The organism is Methylosinus sp. H3A, from assembly GCF_015709455.1.
Taxonomy (GTDB): domain Bacteria; phylum Pseudomonadota; class Alphaproteobacteria; order Rhizobiales; family Beijerinckiaceae; genus Methylosinus.
The window spans coordinates 543,993-570,231 of record NZ_JADNQW010000005.1 but is presented as its reverse complement, the minus strand read 5'-3'; the positions used below and the strand labels follow the sequence as shown (position 1 = coordinate 570,231).

General features: G+C 66.8%; 22 protein-coding genes. 12 read left to right on the top strand and 10 right to left on the bottom strand.

From position 1 onward, the window contains the following. The first annotated feature begins 22 nt into the window (after positions 1 to 22). The gene (locus IY145_RS05805; protein WP_196407333.1) at positions 23 to 472 is read left to right on the top strand and encodes a GatB/YqeY domain-containing protein; all 450 of its coding nucleotides are present in this window, start codon (positions 23 to 25) and stop codon (positions 470 to 472) included. Positions 473 to 523: 51 nt separating this feature from the next. Here IY145_RS05805 and metH read toward each other — a convergent pair whose 3' ends face one another. Genes metH through IY145_RS05790 form a run of 3 tightly spaced genes read right to left on the bottom strand, consistent with a single transcriptional unit; the run spans position 524 to position 6,152 of the window. Next, complete coding sequence (metH, locus tag IY145_RS05800) at positions 524 to 4,246, bottom strand: methionine synthase (RefSeq protein ID WP_196407332.1); 3,723 nt, start codon at positions 4,244 to 4,246, stop codon at positions 524 to 526. Continuing rightward, complete coding sequence (gene metF / locus IY145_RS05795) at positions 4,243 to 5,139, bottom strand: methylenetetrahydrofolate reductase [NAD(P)H] (protein ID WP_196407331.1); 897 nt, start codon at positions 5,137 to 5,139, stop codon at positions 4,243 to 4,245. Before metF ends, metH begins: the two co-directional genes overlap by 4 nt. Continuing rightward, positions 5,139 to 6,152, bottom strand: a complete 1,014-nt coding sequence (locus tag IY145_RS05790) for a metalloregulator ArsR/SmtB family transcription factor (RefSeq protein WP_196407330.1) — start codon at positions 6,150 to 6,152, stop codon at positions 5,139 to 5,141. Before IY145_RS05790 ends, metF begins: the two co-directional genes overlap by 1 nt. A 131-nt stretch (positions 6,153 to 6,283) precedes the next feature. Here IY145_RS05790 and IY145_RS05785 point away from each other — a divergent pair, with 131 nt between their 5' ends. The 4 genes from IY145_RS05785 (at position 6,284) to IY145_RS05770 (ending at position 14,454) form a co-directional block, all read left to right on the top strand. Beyond that, positions 6,284 to 7,477 carry a GGDEF domain-containing protein gene (locus IY145_RS05785; protein WP_196407329.1) on the top strand — a complete coding sequence of 398 codons (1,194 nt, stop codon included), beginning with the start codon at positions 6,284 to 6,286 and terminating at the stop codon, positions 7,475 to 7,477. Between the two features lie 269 nt (positions 7,478 to 7,746). Further along, a complete protein-coding gene (locus tag IY145_RS05780; RefSeq protein WP_196407328.1) occupies positions 7,747 to 11,061 on the top strand; it encodes a DUF2126 domain-containing protein in 3,315 nt (1,104 codons plus the stop codon). Next, positions 11,051 to 13,570: a circularly permuted type 2 ATP-grasp protein gene (locus tag IY145_RS05775; RefSeq protein ID WP_196407327.1), complete on the top strand. Its 2,520-nt coding sequence runs from the start codon at positions 11,051 to 11,053 to the stop codon at positions 13,568 to 13,570. Before IY145_RS05780 ends, IY145_RS05775 begins: the two co-directional genes overlap by 11 nt. After that, the gene (locus IY145_RS05770) at positions 13,567 to 14,454 is read left to right on the top strand and encodes a transglutaminase N-terminal domain-containing protein (protein WP_196407326.1); all 888 of its coding nucleotides are present in this window, start codon (positions 13,567 to 13,569) and stop codon (positions 14,452 to 14,454) included. The genes IY145_RS05775 and IY145_RS05770 overlap by 4 nt, the downstream gene beginning before the upstream one ends. Here the strand turns inward: IY145_RS05770 and IY145_RS05765 are convergent. Next, positions 14,429 to 14,959, bottom strand: coding sequence for a restriction endonuclease (locus IY145_RS05765; protein ID WP_246721796.1), 531 nt, complete (start codon positions 14,957 to 14,959; stop codon positions 14,429 to 14,431). The two genes, IY145_RS05770 and IY145_RS05765, sit on opposite strands and share 26 nt — an antisense overlap. Positions 14,960 to 15,302: 343 nt before the next feature. Here IY145_RS05765 and IY145_RS05760 point away from each other — a divergent pair, with 343 nt between their 5' ends. After that, positions 15,303 to 16,292: a bifunctional riboflavin kinase/FAD synthetase gene (locus tag IY145_RS05760; protein ID WP_196407324.1), complete on the top strand. Its 990-nt coding sequence runs from the start codon at positions 15,303 to 15,305 to the stop codon at positions 16,290 to 16,292. A 39-nt stretch (positions 16,293 to 16,331) separates the two neighbouring features. Here IY145_RS05760 and IY145_RS05755 read toward each other — a convergent pair whose 3' ends face one another. Together IY145_RS05755 and IY145_RS05750 are read right to left on the bottom strand one after the other, a co-directional pair. Further along, complete coding sequence (locus IY145_RS05755) at positions 16,332 to 16,616, bottom strand: hypothetical protein (RefSeq protein ID WP_196407323.1); 285 nt, start codon at positions 16,614 to 16,616, stop codon at positions 16,332 to 16,334. A gap of 38 nt (positions 16,617 to 16,654) precedes the next feature. After that, positions 16,655 to 17,299, bottom strand: a complete 645-nt coding sequence (locus IY145_RS05750; RefSeq protein ID WP_196407322.1) for a glutathione S-transferase family protein — start codon at positions 17,297 to 17,299, stop codon at positions 16,655 to 16,657. Between the two features lie 151 nt (positions 17,300 to 17,450). Here IY145_RS05750 and IY145_RS05745 point away from each other — a divergent pair, with 151 nt between their 5' ends. The 3 genes from IY145_RS05745 (at position 17,451) to IY145_RS05735 (ending at position 19,407) form a co-directional block, all read left to right on the top strand. After that, positions 17,451 to 17,795 carry a DUF952 domain-containing protein gene (locus IY145_RS05745; protein ID WP_196407321.1) on the top strand — a complete coding sequence of 115 codons (345 nt, stop codon included), beginning with the start codon at positions 17,451 to 17,453 and terminating at the stop codon, positions 17,793 to 17,795. Continuing rightward, a complete protein-coding gene (locus IY145_RS05740) occupies positions 17,792 to 18,853 on the top strand; it encodes a quinone-dependent dihydroorotate dehydrogenase (protein WP_196407320.1) in 1,062 nt (353 codons plus the stop codon). The genes IY145_RS05745 and IY145_RS05740 overlap by 4 nt, the downstream gene beginning before the upstream one ends. 125 nt (positions 18,854 to 18,978) lie before the next feature. After that, positions 18,979 to 19,407, top strand: a complete 429-nt coding sequence (locus IY145_RS05735) for a DUF1810 domain-containing protein (RefSeq protein WP_196407319.1) — start codon at positions 18,979 to 18,981, stop codon at positions 19,405 to 19,407. Here the strand turns inward: IY145_RS05735 and IY145_RS05730 are convergent. Beyond that, positions 19,401 to 20,441: an AMP-dependent synthetase gene (locus tag IY145_RS05730; RefSeq protein ID WP_312030559.1), complete on the bottom strand. Its 1,041-nt coding sequence runs from the start codon at positions 20,439 to 20,441 to the stop codon at positions 19,401 to 19,403. The two genes, IY145_RS05735 and IY145_RS05730, sit on opposite strands and share 7 nt — an antisense overlap. Beyond that, positions 20,438 to 22,258, bottom strand: a complete 1,821-nt coding sequence (locus tag IY145_RS05725; RefSeq protein ID WP_196407318.1) for an extracellular solute-binding protein — start codon at positions 22,256 to 22,258, stop codon at positions 20,438 to 20,440. The genes IY145_RS05730 and IY145_RS05725 overlap by 4 nt, the downstream gene beginning before the upstream one ends. A 311-nt stretch (positions 22,259 to 22,569) precedes the next feature. On the opposite strand from IY145_RS05725, the gene IY145_RS05720 reads away from it, so the two are divergent. Then, positions 22,570 to 23,292: an invasion associated locus B family protein gene (locus IY145_RS05720; protein ID WP_196407317.1), complete on the top strand. Its 723-nt coding sequence runs from the start codon at positions 22,570 to 22,572 to the stop codon at positions 23,290 to 23,292. A gap of 60 nt (positions 23,293 to 23,352) precedes the next feature. Here IY145_RS05720 and hspQ read toward each other — a convergent pair whose 3' ends face one another. Continuing rightward, the gene (gene hspQ, locus IY145_RS05715) at positions 23,353 to 23,685 is read right to left on the bottom strand and encodes a heat shock protein HspQ (RefSeq protein WP_196407316.1); all 333 of its coding nucleotides are present in this window, start codon (positions 23,683 to 23,685) and stop codon (positions 23,353 to 23,355) included. A gap of 105 nt (positions 23,686 to 23,790) precedes the next feature. After that, positions 23,791 to 24,834, bottom strand: a complete 1,044-nt coding sequence (locus tag IY145_RS05710; RefSeq protein WP_196407315.1) for a CoA ester lyase — start codon at positions 24,832 to 24,834, stop codon at positions 23,791 to 23,793. Between the two features lie 547 nt (positions 24,835 to 25,381). Between IY145_RS05710 and rpsL the strand changes: the two genes are divergently transcribed. Beyond that, complete coding sequence (rpsL, locus tag IY145_RS05705) at positions 25,382 to 25,753, top strand: 30S ribosomal protein S12 (RefSeq protein WP_003610013.1); 372 nt, start codon at positions 25,382 to 25,384, stop codon at positions 25,751 to 25,753. Positions 25,754 to 25,765: 12 nt separating this feature from the next. Continuing rightward, positions 25,766 to 26,236 (top strand): 30S ribosomal protein S7, encoded by a 471-nt coding sequence (rpsG, locus tag IY145_RS05700; protein WP_018266642.1) that lies wholly within the window; start codon positions 25,766 to 25,768, stop codon positions 26,234 to 26,236. Positions 26,237 to 26,239 lie beyond the last annotated feature (3 nt).

The following is a 26,239-nucleotide window of genomic DNA, read 5'->3' as shown; positions in this document are numbered from 1 at the left end:
TTCACTGCGAAGTGGAAATACAATGCGCGAACGTTTCACGGCCGACCTCAAGACGGCGATGAAGAGCGGTGAAAAGCAGAAGGTCGAGACGATCCGCATGATCACTGCGGGGCTCAAGGATCGCGACATAGAGGCGCGCGCCACGGGCAAGACGCTGGGCGACGACGATATTCTCGCCCTGCTGCAGAAAATGGTGAAGAGTCGCCAGGAATCGGTGGAAATCTACGAGAAGGGCGGCCGCCCCGAGCTCGCCGAGAAGGAGCGCGCCGAGATTGCCGTGATCGCGGCCTATCTGCCGCAGCAGCTCGGCGAGGCCGAGGTCGCCGAGGCGATAAAGGCCGCCATCGCCGAGACCGGCGCCGCCTCGATCAAGGATATGGGCAAGGTCGTCGCCGCGCTCAAGGCGAAATACACGGGCCGCATCGATTTCGGCAAGGCGAGCGCCGCGGTCAAGGCGGCGCTCGGCGGCTGACGGGCGCGGCTTCCCTTCTCCCGCAGCGCGGGAGAAGGGACGACGGTCGCCTCACTCCGCTGGTTCGGCGACGCGGGTCTCGTAATTGAGCACAGGCGCGAGCCAGCGCTCGATCTCGGCGACGGAGACGCCTTTGCGCGCGGCGTAATCCTCGACCTGATCGCGCTCCACTTTGGCGACGCCGAAATAATGCGCCTGCGGATGCGCGAAATAGAGCCCGTTGACCGATGACGCCGGCGTCATCGCATAGCTCTCCGTGAGCGTGACGCCGGTGCGCTTGGTGGCCTCGAGCAGGTCGAAGATCGTCGCCTTCTCCGTATGGTCGGGCTGCGCCGGATAGCCCGGCGCCGGACGAATGCCGCGATAATCCTCCGCGACGAGCTGCTCCGGCGTGAACGTCTCATCCGCAGCATAGCCCCAGAATTCGCGGCGCACGCGCGCGTGCATGCGCTCGGCGAAGGCTTCGGCGATACGATCGGCGAGCGCCTTCACCATGATCGCCCCGTAATCGTCATTGGCGCGCGCGAAGCGCTCGGAAATCTTCGCCTCCTGCGCGCCGGCGGTGACGACGAAGGCGCCGATGTAATCGGCTCTGCCCGAGCCTTCCGGCGCGACGAAATCCGACAGCGCCACATTGGGCTTGCCGTCGCGGCGCGTGAGCTGCTGGCGCAGCGTGTGCAGCGTCGCCAGCCGTTCGACGCGGCCCTCGCCGGTGTAGAGCGCGATATCGTCGCCCACCGCATTGGCGGGCCAGAAGCCGATGACGGCCTTGGGATTGAACCAGCGTTCCTCGACGATGCGCGCGAGCATCGCCTGCGCATCCTCGAACAATTGCCGCGCCGCCGGCCCGCGCTCGGGATCGTCGAGCAGAGCCGGATAGCGGCCCTTGAACTCCCATGTCTGGAAGAAGGGCGTCCAATCGATATAGGGAACGAGCTCGGCCACATCGTAAGAGGCGAAAACGCGCGCCCCGAGGAAGCTCGGCTTCGGCGGCTCGTAAGCGCTCCAATCGATGGCGAGGGCATTGGCGCGCGCGGATGCGAGGGAGACGCGCTGCTTGTCGATCTGCGCGCGCGCATGGGCCTCGGCGACCTTCTCATATTCCTCGCGCGTCTTGGCGACATAGGTTTCGCGCGTCGTCAGCGACATCAGCGCCTGCGCGACGCCCACCGCGCGCGAGGCGTCGGTCACATAGACGGCCTGACCCGCCGCATAATTGGGGCTGATCTTCACCGCCGTATGCACGCGGCTCGTCGTCGCGCCGCCGATGAGCAGCGGCACCGAAAAACCTTCGCGCTCGAGCTCGGAGGCGACGAAGCACATTTCGTCGAGCGAGGGCGTGATGAGGCCGGAGAGGCCGATGATGTCGACCTTCTCGGCTTTCGCCGTCTCGAGAATTTTGGCGGTCGGCACCATCACGCCGAGATCGATGATCTCGAAATTATTGCAGCCGAGCACGACGCCGACGATGTTCTTGCCGATGTCGTGGACGTCGCCCTTCACCGTCGCCAGCAGAATCTTGCCGGCGGTGGAGCGCTGCTCCTTATTCTCCTCCATATAGGGCAGGAGATGCGCGACGGCCTGCTTCATCACGCGCGCCGATTTCACCACTTGCGGCAAAAACATCTTGCCCTGGCCGAAGAGGTCGCCGACGACATTCATGCCGGCCATCAGCGGGCCTTCGATGACGTCGAGCGGGCGCTTGGACGCGAGCCGCGCCTCCTCCACATCCTGCTCGACATAATCGGCGACGCCATTGACCAGCGCATATTCGAGCCGCTTCTCGACGCTCGCCTCGCGCCAGGCGGCGTCCTTCTCCGCCGCCTTGGCGCCGGCTCCCTTGAAGCGTTCGGCGATCTCGACGAGACGCTCGGTGGCGTCCGGCCGGCGATTGCGCACCACATCCTCGCAGGCCTCGCGCAACTCGGGGTCGATCTTCTCATAGACGGCGAGCTGGCCGGCGTTGACGATGCCCATATCCATCCCCGCCGCAATGGCGTGATAGAGGAAGACGGAGTGCATCGCCTCGCGCACCGGCTCATTGCCGCGGAAGGAGAAGGAGAGATTGGACACGCCGCCCGAGACATGGGCGTGCGGCAGAGTGGTTTTGATCGCGCGCGCGGCGTCGATGAAGTCGACGCCATAATTGGAATGTTCTTCGATACCCGTCGCCACGGCGAAAATATTGGGGTCGAAGATGATGTCCTGCGGCGGGAAGCCCACTTGCTCCACGAGGATCTTATAGGCGCGGCCGGAGATCTCCACTTTGCGCGCGAAAGTGTCGGCCTGTCCCGCCTCGTCGAAGGCCATCACGACGACGGCGGCGCCATAGCGGCGCACCTTGGTCGCCGCCTCGATGAATTTCTCCTCGCCTTCCTTCAGCGAGATGGAGTTGACGACGCCCTTGCCCTGCAGACATTGCAGGCCGGCTTCGATCACCTCGAATTTCGACGAATCGACCATCACCGGCACGCGCGCGATATCGGGCTCGGCGGCGAGCAGATTGAGGAACTCGACCATCGCCTTTTTCGAATCGAGCAGGCCCTCGTCCATGTTGATGTCGATGACCTGCGCGCCATTGGCCACTTGATCGCGCGCGACATCCAGCGCCGCGGCGTAATCGCCGGCGGTGATGAGCTTGCGGAATTTGGCGGAGCCCGTGACATTGGTGCGCTCGCCGACATTGACGAAGGGAATGTCCTTGGTCAGCGTGAAAGGCTCGAGGCCGGCGAGACGCAGCAGCGGCGCTATGGTCGGAATTGCGCGCGGCGCGACGCCCTTCACGGCGCCGGAGATCGCGGCGATATGTGGCGGCGTCGTGCCGCAGCAGCCGCCGACGACATTGACGAGACCGGACTTGGCGAATTCGCCGACCAACTCGGCCATATATTCCGGGCTCTCGTCATAGAGGCCGAACTCGTTCGGCAGGCCGGCGTTGGGGAAGGCGCAGATGCGCGTGTCGGCGATGCGCGACACCTCGGCGATATGCTGGCGCATCTCGCGCGCGCCGAGCGCGCAATTGAAGCCGATAGAGAAGGGCTTCGCATGTTGAATCGAGTTCCAGAAAGCCGCCGCCGTCTGGCCGGAGAGCGTGCGGCCGGAAAGATCGGTGATTGTGCCGGAGATCATCACCGGAAAACGCGTGCCGATCTTCTCGAAAGCGTCCTCCACCGCGTAGATCGCCGCTTTGGCGTTCAGCGTGTCGAAGATCGTCTCGATCAGCAGAATATCGGCGCCGCCCTCCAACAGGCCGAGCGCCTCTTCGAGATAGGCGGCGCGCAGATCGTCGAAAGTGACGGCGCGAAAGCCGGGATTGGAGACGTCCGGCGAGATCGACGCGGTGCGATTGGTCGGGCCCATGGAGCCGGCGACGAAGCGCGGCACGCCAGTCTCGCGCGCCACCTCGTCGGCCGCGGCGCGAGCGAGGCGAGCGCCTTCGTAATTGAGCTCATAGACGATGTGCTCGAGGCCGTAATCCGCCTGCGCGATGGAGGTGCAGGAGAATGTGTTGGTCTCGATGATGTCGGCGCCGGCCTCGAGATAGGCGCGATGAATCGCCTTGATCGCGGCGGGCTGCGTCAGCGTCAGCAGATCATTGTCGCCGCGCAGATCTTTGCCGTGATCCTTGAAGCGCTCGCCACGGAAGTCGGCTTCCGTGAATTTGTGGCGCTGGATCATCGTGCCCATGGCGCCGTCGAGCACGAGAATGCGCTCGCTCGCCGCCGTCTCCAGCGCCGCGAGAATCTTCGGTCCGTGGTTCTTGTCGAAACTCATGCTGCGACTTTCTCGGTGACAGGGCGCACGCCCAGAAGATGGCAGATCGCGAAGACGAGATCGGCGCGATTATTGGTGTAGAAATGGAATTCCTTCACGCCGCCTTCGGCGAGGCCGAGCACCTGCTCGGCGGCGACAGCGGCGGCGATGAGCCGGCGCGTCACCGGATCGTCGTCCAAACCCTCGAAGCGATGGGCGAGCCAGTCGGGCACGCTCGCGCCGGCCTTGCGCGCGAAATTGGCCGTCTGCTTGAAGTTCTGCACCGGCATGATGCCGGGTACGATGGGAATTTTGATTCCCCGCGCGCGCGCCTTGTCGAGAAAGCGGAAATAGACGTCGTTCTCGAAGAAGAATTGCGTGATGGCGCGCGTCGCGCCGGCGTCGATCTTCGCCTCGAGCGCGTCGAGATCGTCGTCGATCGTGCGGCTCTCGGGATGACCTTCGGGATAGGTGGAGACGGAAATCTCGAAATCGCCGATCGCGCGAATGCCGCGCACCAGCTCCGTGGAGCTGCGATAGCCTTGTGGATGCGGCTCGAATTTCGTGCCGACGCCGGTCGGCGGATCGCCGCGCAGCGCGACGATGTGGCGAACGCCGGCGTCCCGATAGCCGCGCACGATATCGTCGATTTCGCCGCGCGCGGCGGAGACGCAGGTGAGATGCGCGGCCGGCAATATGTCGGTCTCGGCGACGAGCCGCGCGACGATATTATGCGTGCGCTCGCGCGTGGAGCCGCCGGCGCCATAGGTGACGGAGACGAATTTGGGCTTCAGCGGCGCGAGGCGCGCGATCGAATCCCAAAGTTGAATCTCCATCTCCGGAGTCCGCGGCGGGAAGAACTCGTAAGAAATGTCGAAATGGCCCGTCGGCCAGAGGCTGCGATTGTCGGACATCAGGCGGTCTCAAAGCTCGCTCGGGGAAGGGGATCGGCGATGACGCGCGGATCGCGCGCCAGCCACAGGGAAACGGTGAGCTTCGCGCCGTCGTCGGCGGAAGGCGCGAGGTCGCGGTGACGCAGAACCTGGAGCCCCGCCTGCTCGAGCAGCGCGGCGACCTCCTGCTGCGAGAAGCCGAGGCGGCGATGCGCGTGCTCGTCGCGCAAAGTCTCCTCGCGATGCGGCGCGAAATCGACGACCAGCAGACGGCCGCCGGGCGCGAGCGTGCGCGCCGCCTCGCGCAGCGCGCGGCCGGGATCGTCGAGATAATGCAGAACCTGATGCACGATGACGAGATCGCAGCTGTTGCGCTCTATGGGCAGCGCATACATGTCGCCCTGGCGCAGCTGCACATTGCGCGCGCCGGCTTTCTCCAGCCGTCCGCGGGCGACGGCGAGCATGGCGGAGGAGAGATCGACGCCGACGGCCTGCTCCGCCTGCGGCGCGAACAGCTCCAACATGCGGCCCGTGCCGGCGCCGAGATCGAGCAGCCGGCGCAGGGGCTTCTCGCCCACAGCGTCGCGAATGGCGGCCTCGACCTGCGCCTCCGGCACATGCAGCGAGCGGATCGCGTCCCATTCGCGCGCATGCTCGGCGAAATAGCGGGCGGCGGCGTCGGCGCGGGCCTGCCGCACCTCGGCGAGCCGGGCGCGGTCGCCGGCGATGCGCGGATCGAGCGGATCGAGCCAGGAGACGACGCTGCGGGCGATCTCGCCCGGCGCGTCGGCCGCGGCCAGACGGAAGAAGGCCCAGGCGCCCTCGCGGCGGCGCTCGACGAGGCCGGCCTCGACGAGCAGCTTCAAATGGCGCGAGACGCGCGGCTGCGACTGGCCGAGAATGGCGACGGCCTCGCTCACGGTCAGCTCCGTTTCCGCGAGCAGGCCGAGCAGGCGTAGCCGTGTCTCCTCGCCGGCCGCATTGAGGGCGGCGAGCGCAGGTTCGAGCGGAAGGGGGCGTCGAGCGTCTGTCATGGGCTTCGCTGATTAGATATAAAGATATCTATATACGTCGCCTAACGGGAAATCAAGACGCGGTGTCACTTCGCCGTCGCTGGACATCGAAACCGCCGGCCATAGATGAGTCCTCGTTGGCGGCGGTGTGCATGTGGCGTCGGCTAGGACAAACGTCTCGAAACTCGACGCGGCTACCGGACGCCGCTTATGTCGAGCTGGTCGACATGGTCGCGCGCCCGGTCATGCCGGTCGCCTTCATGGGCGTCGCTCTGGCCTGCGTCGGCCTGCTGCTCGCCGCGCGCAAACACGATGTCGCGCTCCTCGTCCTGACGCTCGCCGCGATCGCTTTGGATATAGCGAGCATTTTCCTGGTTCTCGCCTATCAGCGGCGGACCGCGGTCGCGACCATCCTGGCCGACGAGGCGCGGCTCTGGGAGCGCCGCTACGCCATCGGCCTCTTCACTTTCGCCGCGCTGCTCGGCGCGGTAAATGCGCGCGCGCTGATGATGGCGCATCCGCCCGACTCGTCGCTGGTGCCGATGCTGACCTCGGGATTGGCCTTCGTCTTCGCCGGAGGCGTCGTATCCAATGTCGCCTTCCGCCCTCGTCTTTGCGCGATCGGCCTCGCTCTGTCGGCGACGCCGACGGTCGTCGGCTTTTTCGACCGCGCGACGCAGGCGACGGACATCCATGTCGTCCTCGGCTTCGTCTTGCAGGCGCTGCTTCTCTCCGCCTTCGCCGTCGTCGGCCTCATATGGGCGTCGGCCACTCACGCGGCGACGCGCCGGCAGATCATCTCCAAGCTCGATTTCGCGAAAATGGCGCGACGCGACGATCTGACCGGCCTCGCCAACCGCATCGAATTGCGCGAGCGTTTCGACGAAGCCTTCGCGGGCCTCGCAGACGACGAGCTTCTGGCGATCCATTGCCTCGATCTCGACCGATTCAAGGCGGTCAATGACGCCTATGGCCATTTGACCGGCGACCAGCTGCTCTGCGCCGCGACGACGCGCCTGCTGACCATGGTGCGGCGCGAGGATACGGCGGCGCGCCTCGGCGGCGACGAGTTCGTGGTGATCCAGACGGGCGTCCGGCACCCCGACGAGGCGCTTCTGCTCGCGCGTCGAATCATCCGCGTCGTCGGCGCGCCCTTCGAGATCGAGGGGCGGAACATTCAGATCGGCGTCAGCATAGGCGTCGCTCTCGCGCCCCGTGACGGCGCGACCCTCGAGCAGCTCACCGCCCGCGCCGATGCGGCCCTCTACAGGATGAAACGCAGCGGGTGCGGCGGCGTCGTCTTCTCGGACGAGCCTCCGCCGTCCTCCGCCGCGAATGATTCATGAGCGTCGCGCCGGAGCTGGGGGTTCGAAAAACTCCAGCTTTTTCTATAAAGTCCAAACGACGACCGTTCGGCGCCGGAGCGAGGGACGGTGTTTGGAGAAGGCGGCGCCGAAACACTCGGCGCCCGCCGCCCCGGCAGCATGCGTCATGCGGTAATTTCCGGCAATGAGCTGCGCTTTTCGGCGTGCGCGATTGACAGGCCGGCGAGCGCATAAGCTAATCGCTCGTCGCCCTTTTTTCCGGCGTCGCTCCGATGAGGCGAAGCAGCTCCGTGTCGATCAAGGTCGCGCTCCACCATCTCACCCACTACAAATATGATCGGCCGGTCGCGCTCGGGCCGCAGGTGATCCGGCTGCGGCCGGCGCCCCATTGCCGCACCCGCGTGCCGAGCTATTCGCTCAAGATCGCGCCGGCCGATCATTTCATCAATTGGCAGCAGGATCCTCATGGCAATTGGCTGGCGCGCCTCGTTTTTCCCGAGAAGGCGGAGGAATTCCGCATCGAGGTCGACCTCCATGCCGAGATCGCCGTCTACAATCCCTTCGACTTTTTCGTCGAGCCCTATGCGGAGACCGTCCCCTTCGCCTATCCGGACGAGCTGCGGACCGAGCTCGCTTCCTGCCTCGAGGTGGAGCCGCTCGGGCCGCTGACGAAGGCCTTCATCGACGCCGTGCGCCCGTCCGAGGCTGTCGCGATCGTCCCCTTCCTCGTCGATCTCAACGCCAGGCTTCAGCGCGACATTCGCTATGTCATCCGCATGGAGCCCGGCGTGCAGACGCCGGACGAGACGCTCGCCGCCGGCACTGGCTCCTGCCGCGATTCGGCCTGGCTGCTCGTGCAGATATTGCGCAGCCTCGGGCTCGCGGCGCGTTTCGTCTCCGGCTATCTCATCCAATTGAAGGCCGACGTCGATCCGATCGAAGGGCCCAAGGGAACCGACCACGACTTCACCGATCTGCACGCCTGGGCCGAGGTCTATATTCCCGGCGCCGGCTGGATCGGCCTCGACGCGACCTCGGGCCTCTTCTGCGGCGAGGGCCATCTGCCGCTGTGCAGCGCGCCGCATTATCGCTCCGCGGCGCCGCTCTCCGGCGTCGTCGAGCCGGCGGAGGTCGAGTTCGGCTTCGAGATGCGCGTGCAGCGCATTCGCGAGGCGCCGCGCATCACCGCGCCCTTCTCGGACGAATCCTGGGGTCGGCTCGACGCGCTCGGCGAGAAGGTCGACGCGGATTTGCAGGCCCAGGACGTGCGCCTCACGATGGGCGGCGAGCCGACCTTCGTCTCCATCGACGATTTTCAAGCGCCGGAATGGACGATCGCCGCCGTCGGCCCCACCAAAAAGGCGCGCGCCGACGATCTCGTGCGGCGATTGCAGCAACGCTTCGGCAAAGGCGGATTCCTGCATTACGGGCAGGGCAAATGGTATCCGGGCGAGAGCCTGCCGCGCTGGGCCTTCGCGATCTATTGGCGCAAGGACGGCAAGCCGGTCTGGCGCGACCCCGAGCTCGCGGCCCGCATCGGCGCGTCCGAGGCGCCGACTGCGCAGCAGAGCGAAGCGTTCACCGTCGATCTCGCCGAGCGGCTCGGCCTCGAGCGGGGCTATGTGATCCCGGCCTATGAGGATCCCTCGCATTGGCTGCTGAAGGAAGGCGCGCTTCCGGTCAATGTCGATCCGCTCGATTCGAAGATCGACGACGCCGAGGAGCGCGTCCGCATGTTGCGCGCCTTCGAGCGCGGCTTGGCCAATCCGGTGGGCTATGTTCTGCCGGTGCAGCGCTGGAACGCGCGCGCCGATCGGCGCTGGGTTTCGGAGCGCTGGCCCCTGCGGCGCGGACGGCTCTTTCTCGCGCCGGGCGATTCGCCGATCGGCCTGCGCCTGCCGATCAGCTCGCTGCCCTGGGTGCCGCCGAGCGCCTATCCCTATTCCTATCCGCAGGATCCGACCGAGCCGCGCGGCCCGCTGCCGGACCCCGCCCTTTTAGGGCAGATCTATGAGAGCCGGGCGCTTCAGAACCGCCAGGAGTCGAAGGATCGTCAGGAGCCCAGCGAGCAGCTCATCGTCGAGGGCGCGGTGCGTACGGCGCTCGCCATCGAGCCGCGCGACGGCGCGCTCTGCGTCTTCATGCCGCCGGTCGAAACGCTCGAGGGCTATCTCGAGCTGTTGACTGCGGTGGAGACGACGGCGAAGGCGATGGACCTTCCGATCCATATCGAGGGCTATCCGCCGCCTGTCGATCCGCGCCTCGAGGTCATCAAGGTGACGCCCGACCCCGGCGTCATCGAGGTGAACATCCATCCGGGCGACACATGGCGCGACGCCGTGGCGACGACGACCGGCCTCTATGAGGATGCGCGGCAGGCGCGGCTCACCGCCGACAAATTCCTCATCGACGGGCGCCAGACCGGCTCGGGCGGCGGCAATCATGTCGTGCTCGGCGGCAGGACGCCCTTCGATTCGCCCTTCCTGCGCCGTCCGGACATATTGAAGAGCCTGGTGCTCTATTGGCAGCGCCATCCCGCGCTCTCCTATTTCTTCTCGGGCCTCTTCATCGGCCCGACCAGCCAGGCGCCGCGCGTCGACGAGGCGCGTCACGACGCGCTCTACGAGCTGGAGATCGCCATCTCCAATGTGCCGCCGGCGGGCGAAACGAATTTCCCGCCCTGGCTCGTCGATCGGCTGTTCCGCAATCTGCTCGTGGACGTCACCGGCAACACGCATCGCGCCGAAATCTGCATCGACAAGCTCTATTCGCCGGACGGGCCGACCGGCCGGCTCGGCCTCGTCGAGTTCCGCAGCTTCGAGATGCCGCCCGACGCGCGCATGAGCCTCGCGCAGCAATTGCTGCTGCGCGCGCTCGTCGCCTGGTTCTGGCGCGAGCCGCAGCGCGGGGGCTTCGTGCGTTGGGGCACGGCGCTGCACGACCGCTTCATGCTGCCGCATTTCGTTTGGCGCGATTTCCTCGACGTGCTCGGCGATCTGCAGGGGGCGGGCTACGCTTTCGAGCCGGAATGGTTCGAGGCGCAGAAGGAGTTCCGCTGCCCGCTCGCCGGACGCGTCGAGCATGGCGGAGTGGAGCTGGAAATCCGGCAGGCGCTGGAGCCCTGGAATGTGCTGGGCGAGGAAGGCGTCGCCGGCGGCACCGCGCGTTTCGTCGATTCCTCGGTGGAGCGCGTCGAGGTGAAGGCCAAGGGCTTCGTCCCCGGTCGGCACGTCATCGCCTGCAACGGCCGCCGCGTGCCCATGACCAGCGCCGGCGCCTCGGGCGAGGCGGTCGCGGGCGTGCGCTTCAAGGCCTGGCAGCCGCCCTCGGGCATGCACCCGACCATCCCCGACCATGCGCCTCTGACCTTCGACGTCATCGACAGCTGGAGCGAGCGCTCGCTCGGCGGCTGCGTCTATCACACGGCGCATCCGGGCGGTCGCAGCTACGACACTTTTCCGGTAAACTCGCATGAGGCGGAGGCTCGCAGGCTGTCGCGGTTCCAGGATCACGGCCATACGCCCGGCAGGGTGCGGCCGCCGCGCGAGGAGCCGGCGGGCGAGTTCCCGCTGACTTTGGACCTGCGGAGGAATTGTGCCGGCTGAGCGGACGATCGATGCGAGCATGGGAGAGGCGGCGCGGCGCGTCGCCTCCTGGATCGCCCGCTATGCCCCGCCGGAGGGTGTGCCGGACGAGCTCGTCGGGCCGGACGGGCGCGTGCGTCCCCATTGGGCGAGCCTGCTCGACACCCTCGGGGGTTTGAGCCGCGAGGATATAGACGATCGCTTCGCCGCAGCGGGACGGCGCATCCGCGACATGGGCGTCTCCTATCGCGTGCTCGGCGAAACCAAGGAACGCACTTGGCCGCTCAGCCGGCTGCCGCTGCTGCTGCCGCAGGCCGAATGGCGGGAGATCGCCGAAGGCGTCGCCCAGCGCGCCGAGCTTCTCGACATGGTGCTGCGCGACGCTTATGGCGAGCAGCGCCTCGTCAAGGAGGGGGCTATGCCGGCGGCGGTCGTCGCCGGCTCGCCCGATTATGTCCGCGCCATGAGCGGCGCGACGCCGCCCGGCGGCCGCTGGCTGCGCTTCTACGCCGCCGAGATCGGCCGCGGGCCGGACGGGCGCTGGTGGGTGCTCGGCGACCGCGCCCAGGCTCCTTCGGGCGCCGGCTATTCGCTCGAGAATCGGTTGGTGATGGCGCGCACCTTTCCGCGCCTCTATCGCGATATGAGGGTCGAGCGGCTGGCTCCCTTCTTCCGCGATTTTCGCGCCGCCCTCGCCAAGGCCGCGCAGCAGAAAGACCCGCGCATCTGCCTGCTGACGCCGGGCCCGTTCAGCGAATCCTATTCCGAGCAGGTGAGCCTCGCGCGCTATCTCGGTTTTTTGCTCGTCGAGGGCGCCGATCTCGTCACCAGCGAGCGCAAGCTCCATGTACGGACCATCGCCGGGCTGAAGCGCGTCGACGTGGTGTGGCGCAGGGTCGACGCCGATTGGTGCGATCCGCTGGAGCTGAACGCCGCCTCGCATCTCGGCGTGCCGGGCCTGCTCGACACGATTCGCGAGGGCAATGTCACCATCGCCAACATGCCGGGCGCCGGCCTCATCGAATCGCGCGCTCTGCTCTCCTTCCTGCCGGCCATCGCCCGTCGCCTGCTCGGCGAGGATCTGCGCCTCGCCAATATCGCCACCTGGTGGTGCGGCCAGGACGAGGCCCGCGACTCCGTGCTCGCCTCGCTGCAGGACCGCGCCGTCGCGCCGGCTTTCGGCGAGCAGCTCGCCGGCTTCCCCGGCCGCCGCGTCGCGCTGGGCGCCGAGTTCGACGCCGCCGAGCGGGCGCGTCTCACCGAGGCGATGCGCGCCCGCGGCATGGATTATGTCGGCCAGGAGGTCGTGCAGCTCTCGACGACGCCGGTCTGGAAGGATGGCGCGCTGGTTCCGCGCCCCTTTGCGCTCAGAGTCTTCGCCGCCGCCACGGCGGATGGCTGGCGGGTGATGCCGGGCGGCTTCTGCCGCGTGTCGGACCGGCTCGACGTGCGCGCCATTTCCATGGGGGCGGGGGCGCAATCGGCCGACGTCTGGGTGCTCGGCGACCGGCCGACCGACAATTCCACTCTGCTGCCGACGAGCGACGACATAGAGATCGTCCGCATGGTCGGCGATCTGCCGAGCCGCGCCGCCGATAATCTCTTTTGGATGGGCCGCTATTTCGAGCGCGCCGAGGCGACGCTGCGGCTGGTGCGCTCTCTGTGCAATCGCCTCACCGAGGCGGACGCGCCCAATTACAGCGGCCGCCAGCCGATCGAGCGGCTGGAGCGGCTGCTGCTCGCCTGGGGCGCCGCGCCGACGCGCAGCCCGCGGCTCTCGGCGACGGAGCTCGCTCTCGCCGCGGCCGGCGGCTCGGAGACGGCGGGCTCGGCGCTCTCCATCGCGCGCGCGGCGAAATACGCCGCCTCCATCGTGCGCGAGCGCCTGTCGCAGGACATTTGGCATCTCGTCGGCCGGCTGGAGAGCCGCCTCGACGAGCTGGCTCCGGGCCTCGCCTCGGAGCCGGCGATTCTCGAGGGCGTCGAGCAATCGTTGCACATATTGGCGGCGCTCTCCGGCCTCGTCGACGAGAATTTCAACCGCGTCGCCGGCTGGTCCTTCCTCGATCTCGGCAAGCGCGTCGAGCGGGCGATCAACGGCTGCCGCTTCGCGCGCCAATTCGCCGACGAAGGCGCGACGATCGACAGTCTCGACACTCTGCTCGAGCTCATCGATTCGCAGATCGCCTATCGCTCGCGCTATCTCTCCGGCGCAGCGCTCGCGCCGGCGCTCGATATGGCGGTGCTCGATCCCTTCAATCCGCGCTCGGTCGGCTTCCAGATCGCCAAGATCGAGGAGCATCTCTCGGCCCTGCCGACGCTGCGCCATGACGGGCTGCTCGAGGCGCCGCGCCGCCTCGCGGTGAAATTGCGCGCCGAGATCGAGGTGGAGAACGCCGCCGAGCTCGACGTCGCCAAAATCTTCGCCTTAGAGCAACGCTTGATGAGTCTTGCGGATGCGCTCGCCGCCCGCTACTTCCTGCAGGGCTCCAATGCGGCGCATTTCGAGGAGCCGATCCGGTTAGCGTGATCTACGACATCACCCATGTGACGACCTATAGCTACGAGGCGCCCGTCGCCGCGGCGCGCTGCGCTTTGCGTCTGTTGCCGCGCGACGACGCCGGCCAGCGCGCCCTCTTCGGCCGCATCGATGTGACGCCCGGCCCGCGCGACTGGCGCGAGCGCGTCGATTTCTACGGCAATCGCGTGGCCGAGGCGCAGATAGACGCCCCCCATGTGAAGCTCGGCATAGCGATGAGCGCGCGCGTGCGCGTCGAGCGCGCCGCCCCGCCGCAGGAGGCGCGGACGCCGCCTTGGGAGGCCGTGCGGGCCGAGGCTCTGGAGACGCCCTCGCTCGGCCCGGACGCGCCGGCGCATTTCGTGTTTCCGAGCCGTCTCGCGCCGCTCTACGAGCCCGCGACCGCCTATGCGCGCGAGAGCTTTCCGCCGGGGCGTCCCATGCTCGCGGGCGCAGCGGAGTTGATGCGGCGGATCAAAGCCGATTTCGTCTATGATCCCAACGCCACCCATGTCGCCATGCCGCTGGCGCGGGCCTTCGAGAAGCGCAGCGGCGTCTGCCAGGATTTCACCCACATAATGATCGCCGCTCTGCGCGGGCTTGGCCTGCCGGCTGCCTATGTCAGCGGCTATATCCGCACCATTCCGGCGCCGGGCGCAGCCAAGCTCGAGGGCGCCGACGCCTCCCACGCCTGGATTTCCATCTGGTGCGGGCGCGAGTTCGGCTGGCTCGGCGTCGATCCGACCAACGCCATTCTGGCGCTCGACGATCATATCGTCATCGCGCAGGGCCGCGACTATGCCGATGTCTCGCCGATCGACGGCGTGATTTTCGCCGCTGGAAAGCAGAAGCTCGACGTCAGCGTCAGCGTCAAGCCGATAGAAGCGGCCGCCTGAGCAGCCGATCGATCTTCGTCAGCTCCGAATGATGCAGCAACAGCACTTCATTGGAGGCGGCGAGCTGCACGGCGCTCGGCGTGTAGCCCTTGGTGGCGACGACGATTCCGCGCTCGGCCTCCTCATGGGCGATCGCCGCGACGATCTCCTGCACGGCCCTGTTGCCCACCGGCTTCGAATATTTCTTGCACTGGACGACGATCCGCCGCTTGCGCTTTTCCGCGACGATATCGACGCCCTGATCGCCGCTCAGCCGCGTGACCCGCGCGCTCCAGCGCGCCTCGCGCAGCAGCGCCGCGCAGAAATGCTCGTAATCCTCCGGGCTCATCGCCTCGCTATATTGCGGAAAGGCGATCTCCTCATAGGCCAGCACGGCGAGATGCAACACGCCGACAAAGGCGAGCGCCATCGCCACGGCGCCGGCGACATGCGGCCAGAGCCAGCCCGCGGCGGCGGCGAAGACGATGATAAAGGCGAGGCATCGTCTCTTTCTGTTGCGCGTCATCGCTGTCGAGATCGCCTTTCGCCCGGCCGAAAGGGGCGGTGCCGCCATGCAAGGGGAGAATCGTTAATTTGCCGCGAAGAAGAGGCTCTTACGGTTCCGAGACGATCGGTTGAAGACGCCCTCATCCTGAGGAGCCCGCGAAGCGGGCGTCTCGAAGGACGCGGGCGGCTTCATTGCGCTGTCTACTGGAGCTCCCCCTCGTGCTTCGAGACGGCTCCTGCGGAGCCTCCTCAGCATGAGGGGGAGGGTTGCGCAGCGGTCTCGCAAGCGCTGCGACCCTCTCGCTCTGGACATGACGCGTCATCCGAACCAAAGTGAGCCGGCTCCTGCACCGCACAAAGCCTTGGACGCCGCCTTGTCTTCCGCGCATCCCTTCATCGTCGCCCGAGATCCGCTCGCCCCGCCGCCGGGGCTCGAGGGGGCAGTCGTCGCCATCGGCAATTTCGACGGGTTGCACCGCGGCCATCGTGGCGTCATCGCCCATGCGCAGGCGCTGGCGCAAAAGCTCGGCAAGCCCTGCGCGCTGCTCACTTTCGAGCCGCATCCGGCCGATTGCTTCGCGGGCAAATCTGTCATCTTCCGCCTGACGCCGCCGGACGCCAAGGCCGCGCTGCTCGCCCGCCTCGGCCTGGACGGGATGGTGATCCTCACTTTCGACGGGGATTTCGCCGCCCGCCCGCCGCGCGAGTTCACCGAGGAGATTCTCGCTCGAAGGCTCGGCGTCTCGGCGGCGGTGGCGGGCTATGATTTCTGCTTCGGCGCCAAGCGCGCCGGCAATCCCGAATTTCTGCGCGCCGAGGGCGAGCGACTCGGCTTTCAGGTCGAGATCGTGCCGCGAATCACGCAGGACGAGGCTGGGAGCCTCGAGGCAGTCTCCTCCACCGCGACGCGCGAGGCGCTCGCCGCCGGCGATGTCGCGCTGGCGACGCGGCTGCTCGGCCATCCTTATTTCGTCGAGGGCGTCGTCGGCAGAGGCCGCCAGCTCGGCCGCACATTGGGCTTCCCGACCGCCAATATCGCGCTCGACCCCTCGAGCAAGCTGCGCCACGGCATTTATGCGGTGACGCTGGAGGCGGATGGCGTGCTGCGCGAGGGCGTCGCCAATTTCGGCCGTCGGCCGACGGTCGAGGCGGAGGGCGCGCCGCTGCTCGAGGTCTTCGTCTTCGATTTCGACGGCGATCTCTATGACAAGACGGTGGAGGTCGCCTTCATCGGCTTCATCCGCGGCGAGGCGAAATTCCCCTCGCTCGACGCGCTGACCGCGCAAATGCGGGAAGACGCGGCCAAGGCTCGCGAGATTCTCGCTCTGAGACCAGCAGCCTCCTCATCCTGAGGCGCTTTTTGCGGCACGCAAAAGCTTCGAAGGACGATATCACCCGAGCAGAACGGCGAGGATCTCCTCGAATTCTTGCCCGAGCGGGCCGGTCGCGGGCGGCCTGCCGGCGCGAGCGTACCAATAGCCGGCGTTGCCGAGATCGCCTTCCCTGCGATGCAGATAGGCGTGGACCCACATGGCCTGCGTCTCGGCGGACGTATCGACGCATTTATGCGCGCCGTCCCAATCCCCCTTGGCGTCGCGCCACAGCGCGAGCAGCGGCGGCGAGAGGGTAGGGGGCGTCTCTGCGGCGAGGGAGGCGTGGAATTGGGCCGGGGTCATGGGGGGAAGATAGGTGCGAAGTGGGCGGAGCGCATCTCTCATCGCCCGGCCAGCTGCGCGACCCATGCTTTCGTGGCCTGACAGGTTTCCATGGCCCGCTTATAGGCTTCGCGTTCGCTGGTGCGGGTCACATAGGCTCGCTCCGCTTCGCCGAGGGTGAAGCAACCAGTTCTTTCGGCGAACTCCAGGGCGTAGGTCACCGAAATGTCGGCCGCGGTGAAGCTGTCGCCTGCGAGATAGGGCGAGCGCGCGAGGCGCCGGGTGACCAATCCCAGCCGGTTCGTAAATAGCTTCAGCGCCTTGGCTGCTCCCCAATTCTGCCGATCGGCCTCGGGCGCGAGATTGCGGCTGACGACGACGAGATACATCGAGGCGGCGAGGCCGGCTTCGCCGAGGTGGAGGAATTGCTGATACGCCGGGAAAGCGGGATCGTGCGGGTCCGGCGCGAGCGGCGTCGGCCCATAGCGCGCCATCAGATACTCCATGATCGCGATCGACTCGACCATGGTGACGTCGCCATCCTGGATCGCGGGGATGAACCCGGCGGGGTTGACGGCCAGATATTCCGCGTCGTGCTCGACGCCGACCAGCAGGTCTACGGGCCTCAGCCGGTATGCGAGACCCATCTCCTCCAGCAGCCAGACGACCCGGAACCCTCTCCCTTCGCCGAAGACGGTGATCATCCCTCGAAATCCTTCGTTGGCTCTCGGCTCGACTTGGTCGCTCGATCATAGCACCAACGCGACTGGCTGAGCAGCCGGTCTGCGGCGCCGCGGTCGTTTGCAGTCGATGACCGCTTTCCGACCGAGGCCGACGCCTGCTATCTCTCGCCCCATGACCCTCATCTACAAACTCCTCCCCGCTCTCCTCTGGCGTGAGGCCGAGGCGGCGGGCGTTTTCGCCGGCGCCGGGATCGATCTTGCCGACGGTTACATTCATTTCTCGACCCGCGCGCAGGTCGAGGAGACGGCGGCGCGCTATTTCGCCAATGTCGCCGATCTCCTGCTCGTCGCCGTCGAGGCCGAGCCTCTCGGCGACGCGCTGAAATGGGAGCCCTCGCGCGGCGGCGATCTCTTCCCTCATCTCTACGGAACGCTGCCCGTCGCCAGCGTCGCCAGCGTCGCGCCGCTGCCGCTACGTGACGACGGCGGACATGATTTCGCGGGGCTCCTCGAATGATCGAGGTCTTCTTCGGCGATCTCGCGACCGCGCTGTTTCGCCGCCTGCCGCCGGAGACGGCGCATCAGGCGACGATCGCCGCCTTGCAGCTGATGCCGGCGCCGCGGCCGCCGCGCGACGATGTGCGCCTGGCGGTCGGCGCCTTCGGCCTCGATTTTCCCAATCCGATCGGCCTCGCCGCCGGCTTCGACAAAAACGCCGAGGTTCCCGACGCCATGCTGGCCATGGGCTTCGGCTTCACCGAGGTCGGCACGTTGACGCCGCTTCCGCAGGCCGGCAACGCCCGTCCGCGCGTGTTTCGGCTGGCCGAGGATCGCGGAATCGTCAATCGCTACGGCTTCAACAATGTCGGCCATACGCTCGCTTATGAGCGGCTGCTCGCCCGACGTTCGCGCGGCGGAATCGTCGGCGTCAACATCGGCGCCAATAAGGACGCCGCCGACCGCATCGCCGATTATGAGCGCGGCATTGCGGCCTTCTCCGAGCTGGCGAGCTATTTCACCGTCAATGTCTCCTCGCCCAACACGCCGGGCCTGCGCGATCTGCAGGAGAAGACGGCGCTCTCCGAGCTTTTGGCGCGGGTTCTTTCGGCGCGCGAGCGGGCGAAGCGCCGCCGCCCCGTTCTGTTGAAGATCGCGCCGGATCTTTCGTTGGAGCAGCTCGACGATGTGGTGAGCGTCGCGCGCGCGCGAGAGATCGACGGGATGATCGTCTCCAACACGACGCTGGCGCGGCCGGACGCGCTCGTTTCGCGTTTCGCGAAAGAGGCGGGCGGGCTCTCGGGCGCGCCGCTCTTCGATCTCTCGACGCGAATGCTCGGCGAGACGTTTTTGCGTGTCGAGCGGCAGTTTCCGCTCATCGGCGTCGGCGGAGTCGATTCGGCCGCGACGGCGCTGGCCAAGATCGAGGCGGGCGCGAGCCTAGTGCAGCTCTATAGCGCGCTCGTCTATGAGGGGCCGGGGCTGGTGGGGCGCATCAAGAGCGGGATTCTCGACGCGCTCGAGCGCGAGGGCGCCGCGCTGGCGGCGCTCGTGGGTCGGCGGGCGGGGGCGAAGTAACGGGCCGTCCCGCGCCTAGAGTCTTTCCGTGTTTCGTTGAAACACGGAAAGACTCTAGGCTTTTGACGCGTTTCCAACGCCGAACGGCATCCACTTCGGCTGGAAACGCTCTATGGAGGCGAAACATGTCCGACGACGATGTTTTCGACCTACGCCGTTTCGTCGAGGCGCAGGCGCCGGTTGTCGAGGAGGTCGTGGCGGAGCTGCGCGCGGGGCGCAAGCGGACCCATTGGATGTGGTTCGTCTTTCCGCAGATCGAGGGGCTCGGCTCGAGCCCCATGGCGATACGCTACGCGATCCGCTCGGCGGCGGAGGCGCGCGCTTTTCTCGCGCATGAAACGCTCGGCGAGCGGCTGCGCGCCTGCACGAGGCTCGTTCTCGCCGCGGGCCGTCCGCTCGCCGAGATTTTCGGCGCGCCGGACGATCGCAAATTCAAATCCTGCATGACATTGTTCGCCGCCGTCGCGCCGCAGGAGACGCTTTTCGAAGCGGCGATCGAGCGCTGCTGCGCCGGCGCGCGGGATGTGGCGACGCTGGAGCGGCTCGCTCAATAGGTCGCGCGGCCGGAGGCTCCCCGCGCCGTGGGACGGATTGCGCCGTCGGCGCCGATTTCGACGATCGGACAGGAGTAGGGATGCGAGGGCTCGAAACCTTGCTCCTCCTCGCCGGCGCGGTGGACGGCGATGCAGGCGAGCACGGCGCCGCTCGTCAGCAGACCGGCGGCGTCGAGATCGGCCATCACCGCGCGCGGCGCGACGAGGCGGACCGGGCCGAGCGCATCGAGCGCCGCGAGAAAAGCGGCGCCGTCGAAGGGCGAGAGGAAATGCAGCGCCGCGCCGGAGAGCAGCGAGGCGAGCGGCCCCGCGACGAGCCCGCCGATCGACCCCGGCGAGACCAGCGACAGCAGCGGCGCCGAGCCATTGACATGCGCCTTGGCGATGAGGCCGAGGCTCGCGGAAATGAGCCCCGCCTGCTCGTGGAATTGCGGCGCGCCATATTGGTCGAGCGCGCCGATCAGCACTTTCTTGCTCGGGGCGGCGCGCGTCGCCGTGGGCGAATCGTTCTCGTTCCGCGAGCGCGGGCCGAAATCGACGGCGCCGTCGATCGTCCCCGGGCCGAGCGAGCCGATGAGCCGCACCGAGGGCGCCTGAGAGGCGACGCCGAAGACGAGCTCCTCGAGGCTCTGGCCGCCGACCGAGGCCGGCGCGACGAGGGCCGCGGCCGAGACGGCCCGCGCGCCCGCCGCCAGAGCGCCGATCGAGAGGCCGAGCGGCGCCGCGACGGGCTCGAGGCCGGCCGAGATGATTCCGATGAGCGTGACGAGCGTGGCCGAGCTCGGCGCAGCGAAAAGAAGGATGCGCTCGCCGGGCTGGAAGTCGAAGCCGCGCAGATCGGCGCGGAAGGCGGCGACGCGGCGGTCGAGCTCGGCGTGGTCGAGCTCGGCGCCCGTCGACGCATCGCCGGCGGCGATGCGCGCAGGGCGCAGCCGGGCGGCGCCGGCGATGAGCGCATCGAGGCCGAACATGGTCAGCGGATGGGCGCGCGCGAGGGCGCCGTCGCGGCGGCCGGCGCTGTCTGCGAGGTTCACGGCTCCGTCCTCCACCAGGTCTCTAGCGTGGCGCCAAACAAGGGAGAGTAGCGGGGCAATGTCGACGGCCTCGCGATTTTGGTCGAATGAGCGATCCATTGCGTCGAAGAGTGAAAGAGCGGCACGATGTAGAAACCGGAGAGCAGCGCGCGGTCGTAGGCGCGCACGGCGGCGACGAAATCCTCGCGCCCGCGAGCGGAAAGCAGCGCCCGGATGAGCGCGTCGATCGCCGCAGAGGAGGCTCCGGCGAGATTATAGGAGCCTTCTTGCGCGGCGCTTACGGAGCCCCAGCGCATGCGCTGCTCATTGCCGGGCGAGGCCGAGGCGGTCCAGGTCCCGAACATCACGTCGAACTCGAATTTCTGGCGGCGGCGTTGATATTGCACTTCATCGACGAGGCGCACGTTCGCCGTCACGCCTATGCGCTGCAGCGAGGAGGCGAAGAACAGCGCGAGCCGCTCCTGATCGCGATTGGCGACCATGATCTCGAAGGAGAGCGGGACGCCGTCTTTCGCGAGCTGATTGTCGACGAGCTTGTAGCCGGCCTCGCCGAGCAGCTCCAGCGCATGGCGGGCCGGCTCGCGATCGCGGCCGGTGCCGTCATGGACGGGCGGGCGCCAGCGTCCTTCCAGAAAATCCTCGCGCACCGCGCCGGGGAAGGGGGCGAGCAGCGCGCGCTCCGCCTCGCTGGCCGGGCGGCCGGTGGAGGCGAGCTCCGATTCGTCGAAGAAGCTCTTGGTGCGCGTGTAGAGGCCGGAATAGAGATTGGCGTTGATCCATTCGAAATCGAACATGAGGCCGAGCGCCTCGCGCAGGCGCGCATCGGCGAACATCGGCCGCCGCGTGTTGAAGACGAAGCCCTCCATGCCCTTGGGGCCGGGGCTCGGCAGCGTCTCGACGGCGACGCGCCCGTCGCGCACGGCCGGGAAGTCATAGCCGCTCGCCCAGCGCGTGGTGTTGGATTCCTCGCGATAATCGACGACGCCGGCCTTGAAGGCCTCGAACAGCGAATTGGCGTCGCGGAAATAATTCACGTCGATCTGATCGAAATTATAGAGGCCGCGCTGCATGGGCAGGTCCTTGCCCCAATAGGAGGGGTCGCGCTTCAGCACCAGCCGCGCTCCCGGCTCGATATCCTCGACGACATAGGGGCCGGAGCCGATGGGCGGCTTCAGCGTTGCGTCGGTGAAATGCTCGACGTCGGTCGCGTGTTTCGGCAGCACGGGCAGAAAGCCGAGGATGAGCGGCAGCTCGCGATCATTGGCGCCGGTGAGATCGAAGCTGATCGTCTGCGCGTCCGACGTCTCGACGCGCTTGACGAGGCCATAGGCGCTTCTCTGCTGCGGGCGTCCCTTGGCCTTGAGCAGCTCGAAGGAGAACAGCACATCCGCCGAGGTGAGCGGCGCGCCGTCCGAGAATCGCGCGCGCGGATCGAGACGGAAGGTCACATGCTCGCGCGAATCATCGACCTCGATCGAGCGCGCGAGGACGCCATAGACGGTGAAAGGCTCGTCCAGAGAGCGCGCCATCAGCCGCTGAATGACATTGCCCTCCAGCCCCTGCGCGGTGGAGCCGGCCTTGAGGTTGAAGGGATTGAGGCTGTCGAAGGCGCCTTGCAGGCCGATTCGCAGCCGTCCGCCCGGCTTGGCCTGCGGATCGGCGTAGGGCAGATGGTCGAAATCGGGGGGAAGGGCCGGTTCGCCATGCATGGCGAGGCCATGACTAGGGGCGGCGATGACGCTCGCGCCTTGCGCCCCTGCGAAGAACAAGGGGAAAAGCGTGGCGAGAACTGCGGCGCGAATCGCTCGAATCGTCATGGGCAGACCATATTCCAGGGCGGGCGGACCGGGACAAGACGTCTCCGACGGACTCGGGATAATCACATATCTTCTTGGAAATACGAGGGCTGCGCAGGCTTGGGCGTCTCGTCCCCTCGCGCCGAGCGGTTTCGCTCGAGCCTCGAGGCGCCCGCTGGAATTCGGCGCGTCGATTTTGTATGAGGCTAGCCGTCTACCTTTCGCCCCGTCCCAGGGCGAAGACCGAGGACGAAGCAGATAAGAGGCTCTTTCCTCGCGCGAATGACGCCCCGTGCGCCCACTCGATCACGCACTACTCGAAAGGACGACTTATGCCAATGCAATTTCCGCGGATCGTCGCTGCGGTGCTGACGGGGGTCTTCCTCGTTTCGGCGGGGGCGGCGCAAGCCCAGCAAAAGCCGGCTCCCCGGCCGGCCGGCCCGGCGCCTGCGCCCGCTCCTGCGCAGCCGGCTCCGGCTCAGCAGCAGCAAGCGCCTCAGGGTCCGATCAAGGCCGATCTCGTCCCCGTGCAGCCGGAATGGACCAAGGTCTGCGGCGCGGATCAGCAGTCGAAGAAGGAAATCTGCTACACGACGCGCGACTTCGGCGCTCAGGCCGATCAGCCTCTGCTGGCGCTCGCGGTCTACGATCCCAAGGGCGACGACAGCAAGATCATCCGCCTGCTGCTGCCGCCGGGCCTGCTGCTGAAGCCTGGCTTCCGCTTCGCGGTCGGCGCGGGCGCGCTGGAGGCCGGCGAGTTCGAGATCTGCTTCCCCAATGGCTGTTTCGCTCAGGCCAAGGTCAAGACGGCGCTCATCGATTCGATGAAGAAGGCCGATAAGATGACGATCGTCGTCAAGAACCAGGTCAACAATGAAGTGACCTTCCTCCTGCCGCTGTCGGGCTTCGGCAAGTCCTATGACGGCCCGCCCGTCGACCCGAAGGTGCTCGAGGAGCAGCAGAAGAAGCTTCAGGAAGAGCTGCAGAAGAAGGCCGACGACGAGCGCAAGAAGCTCGAGAGCCAGCAGAAGCCGGCCGCCCCCGCCGGAAAATGAGGTCCGCATGCCGCGGATTTCTCCCCCCGTCGGGGAGGGGTCCGCGGAGCGGCGCTTTCTTCAGTGCCGCTTGACCGACTTCACCCGATAGAAGCCGTCCGACGAGCGCTCGAAGGTCTCCTCGACCTGCGGATGGCGAACCGGGTCGCCGGAATTGTCGGGAACAAGATTCTGCTCCGAGACATAGGCGACATATTCGGTCTCCGAATTCTCGGCGAAGAGATGGTAGAAGGGCTGGTCCTTGCGCGGCCGGACTTCCTCCGGAATGGACAGCCACCACTCTTCCGTATTGGCGAATTCGGGATCGACGTCGTAGATCACGCCGCGAAACGGATAGCGGCGGTGCTTGACGACCTGCCCGATCGTGAATTTGGCGATACACTCTCTCGTCATATCGATCGACGCCGTTGTTACGCTGCACACCGTCCGAAACGGTAGCGCAGCGCCGCTGCTCGCGTCAACGCCGGCGCGCGGGCGGCGGACCGCCCGCGCGAGGGCTCAAAAACCATAGATCGCCGCATAGTCCGGATCATTGGCGGCGACCTGGCGCGCGAGGTCCACGACGACCTTGCATTGCTTCCAGGTGGCGTCGTCCTGCATGCGGCCGTCGATCATCACCGCGCCCGTGCCGTCCGGCATCGCCTCCAGCACGCGGCGCGCGAAGGCGACTTCCGCCGGATCGGGCGAGAACACGCGCTTGGCGATGGCGATCTGCGTCGGATGCAGCGACCAGGCGCCCGCGCAGCCGAGCAGGAAGGCGTTGCGGAACTGCGATTCGCAGGCCGGCGAATCGGAGAAGTCGCCGAACGGGCCATAGAAGGCCTTGATTCCCGCCGAGGCGCAGGCGTCGACCATTTTCGCGATCGTATAATGCCACAAATCCTGCTGATAGGACGGGCGCAGGCCCTGGCCCGGATCGGCGTCGGCGAGGACGCGATAATCGGGATGGCCGCCGCCGACGCGCGTCGTCTTCATCGCGCGCGAGGCCGCGAGATCGGCCGGGCCGAGGCTTATGCCATGCATGCGCGGGCTCGCCGAGGCGATGGCGTCGACATTCTTCACGCCCTCCGCGGTCTCCAGAATGGCGTGGATGAGAATGGGCTTCGTCACCCCGTTGCGCGCCTCGAGCTGGGCGAGCAACTGATCGACATAATGAATGTCCCAGGGCCCTTCGACCTTGGGCAGCATGACGACGTCGAGCTTATTGCCGACTGCGGCGACGATCTCGATCAAATCGTCCAGAATCCAGGGCGAATTCAGCGAATTTATGCGCGTCCAAAGGCCAGTCGAGCCGAACTCCGTCGATTTCGCCATTTCGATGAAGCCTTTGCGGGCCGCTTCCTTGGCGTCGGCGGGAATGGCGTCCTCGAGATTGCCGAGCACGACGTCCACTTGGCGGACGAGCTCCGGCACTTTGGCGCGCAGCTTTTCCAGATGCGGCGGGACGAAATGGATCATCCGCTCGACCTTGACCGGCAGCTCGCGCAAGGGAGCCGGCGCGCCGATGGCGAGCGGGCGGTAGAATTGATTGGGGAGTTTCATCCTGCGGCTCTTTCTCGTAAGGGATGGCGCAGCGATAGCCGGTCTTTTCGGCGGAGGGAATAGGCCGCGCGCTTCCTCCCATGAACCCTCGCACCCCTGCGCGGGAGTGGGCGCAGGGGCGCATGCGGCGATATCTTCGCCCCAATTCGCGGACGCGACCTTCGCCTTAATTTCATCGAACGCTAATTTTCTTCTGCATGACACAATCTGCGCTTGACGCGGGGAAAAGGCGACATTAGGTTCCGCCCACTTTCGACAGGCCGTAAGTTCATGTCGTCGCAAGCGCCGCGCTCGCGATCCTTCGAACTTATACGCTGTCGGCCTCACCTGAGACTGCCACGCAGTTGGTAATCATGGGGCGCGAAAGCGTCCGACAGGAAGGCACGACCCCGGATTCCGGGGTCCTCTGCATGAGGAGCGCCTTGGGCCGAAGGGCCGAGGGCGCTCGGTTCGCTTGCGTTCTAGGGAACGCGGGCGAATGTTCGATTATTCGCCAATTCGCCGAGCGCTCGAGGATGGCGCGAGGATCTGGAGCGAAGGACCTGGAATGCCGACGATCAGCCAGTTGATCCGCAAGCCGCGGCAACCGAAGACCTACCGCGAGAAGTCCCGCCATCTCGGGGCCTGCCCCCAGAAGCGCGGCGTCTGCACGCGCGTCTATACGACGACGCCGAAGAAGCCGAACTCGGCTCTCCGCAAGGTCGCCAAGGTGCGCCTGACCAATGGCTTCGAGGTCATCGGCTATATTCCGGGCGAGGGCCACAATCTGCAGGAGCACTCGGTGGTCATGATCCGCGGCGGCCGCGTGAAGGATCTTCCCGGCGTGCGCTATCACATTCTGCGCGGCGTGCTCGACACGCAGGGCGTCAAAGATCGCAAGCAACGCCGTTCGAAATACGGCGCGAAGCGTCCGAAGTAAGGAGCGAGAGCCATGTCGCGTCGCCATCGCGCCGAGAAGCGGGAAATCATCGAGGACGCCAAGTTCGGCGATTCCGTCGTCACCAAATTCATGAACTCGATCATGTATGACGGCAAGAAGTCGGTCGCCGAGGCGATCGTCTACGGAGCCTTCGACATCATCGAGGCCAAGGCCAAGAGCGACCCTCTGCAGGTGTTCAAATCGGCCCTCGAAAATGTCGCTCCGGCGATCGAGGTTCGCTCGCGGCGCGTCGGCGGCGCCACCTATCAGGTGCCGGTCGAGGTTCGCAACGAGCGTCGTCAGGCGCTGGCGATCCGCTGGATCATCACGGCGGCGCGCGCCCGCAACGACAAGACGATGGTCGATCGTCTTTCGGCGGAGCTGCTCGACGCCTCCAACAACCGCGGCAATGCGGTGAAGAAGCGCGAGGACACGCACCGCATGGCGGAAGCGAACCGCGCCTTCTCGCACTATCGCTGGTAACCC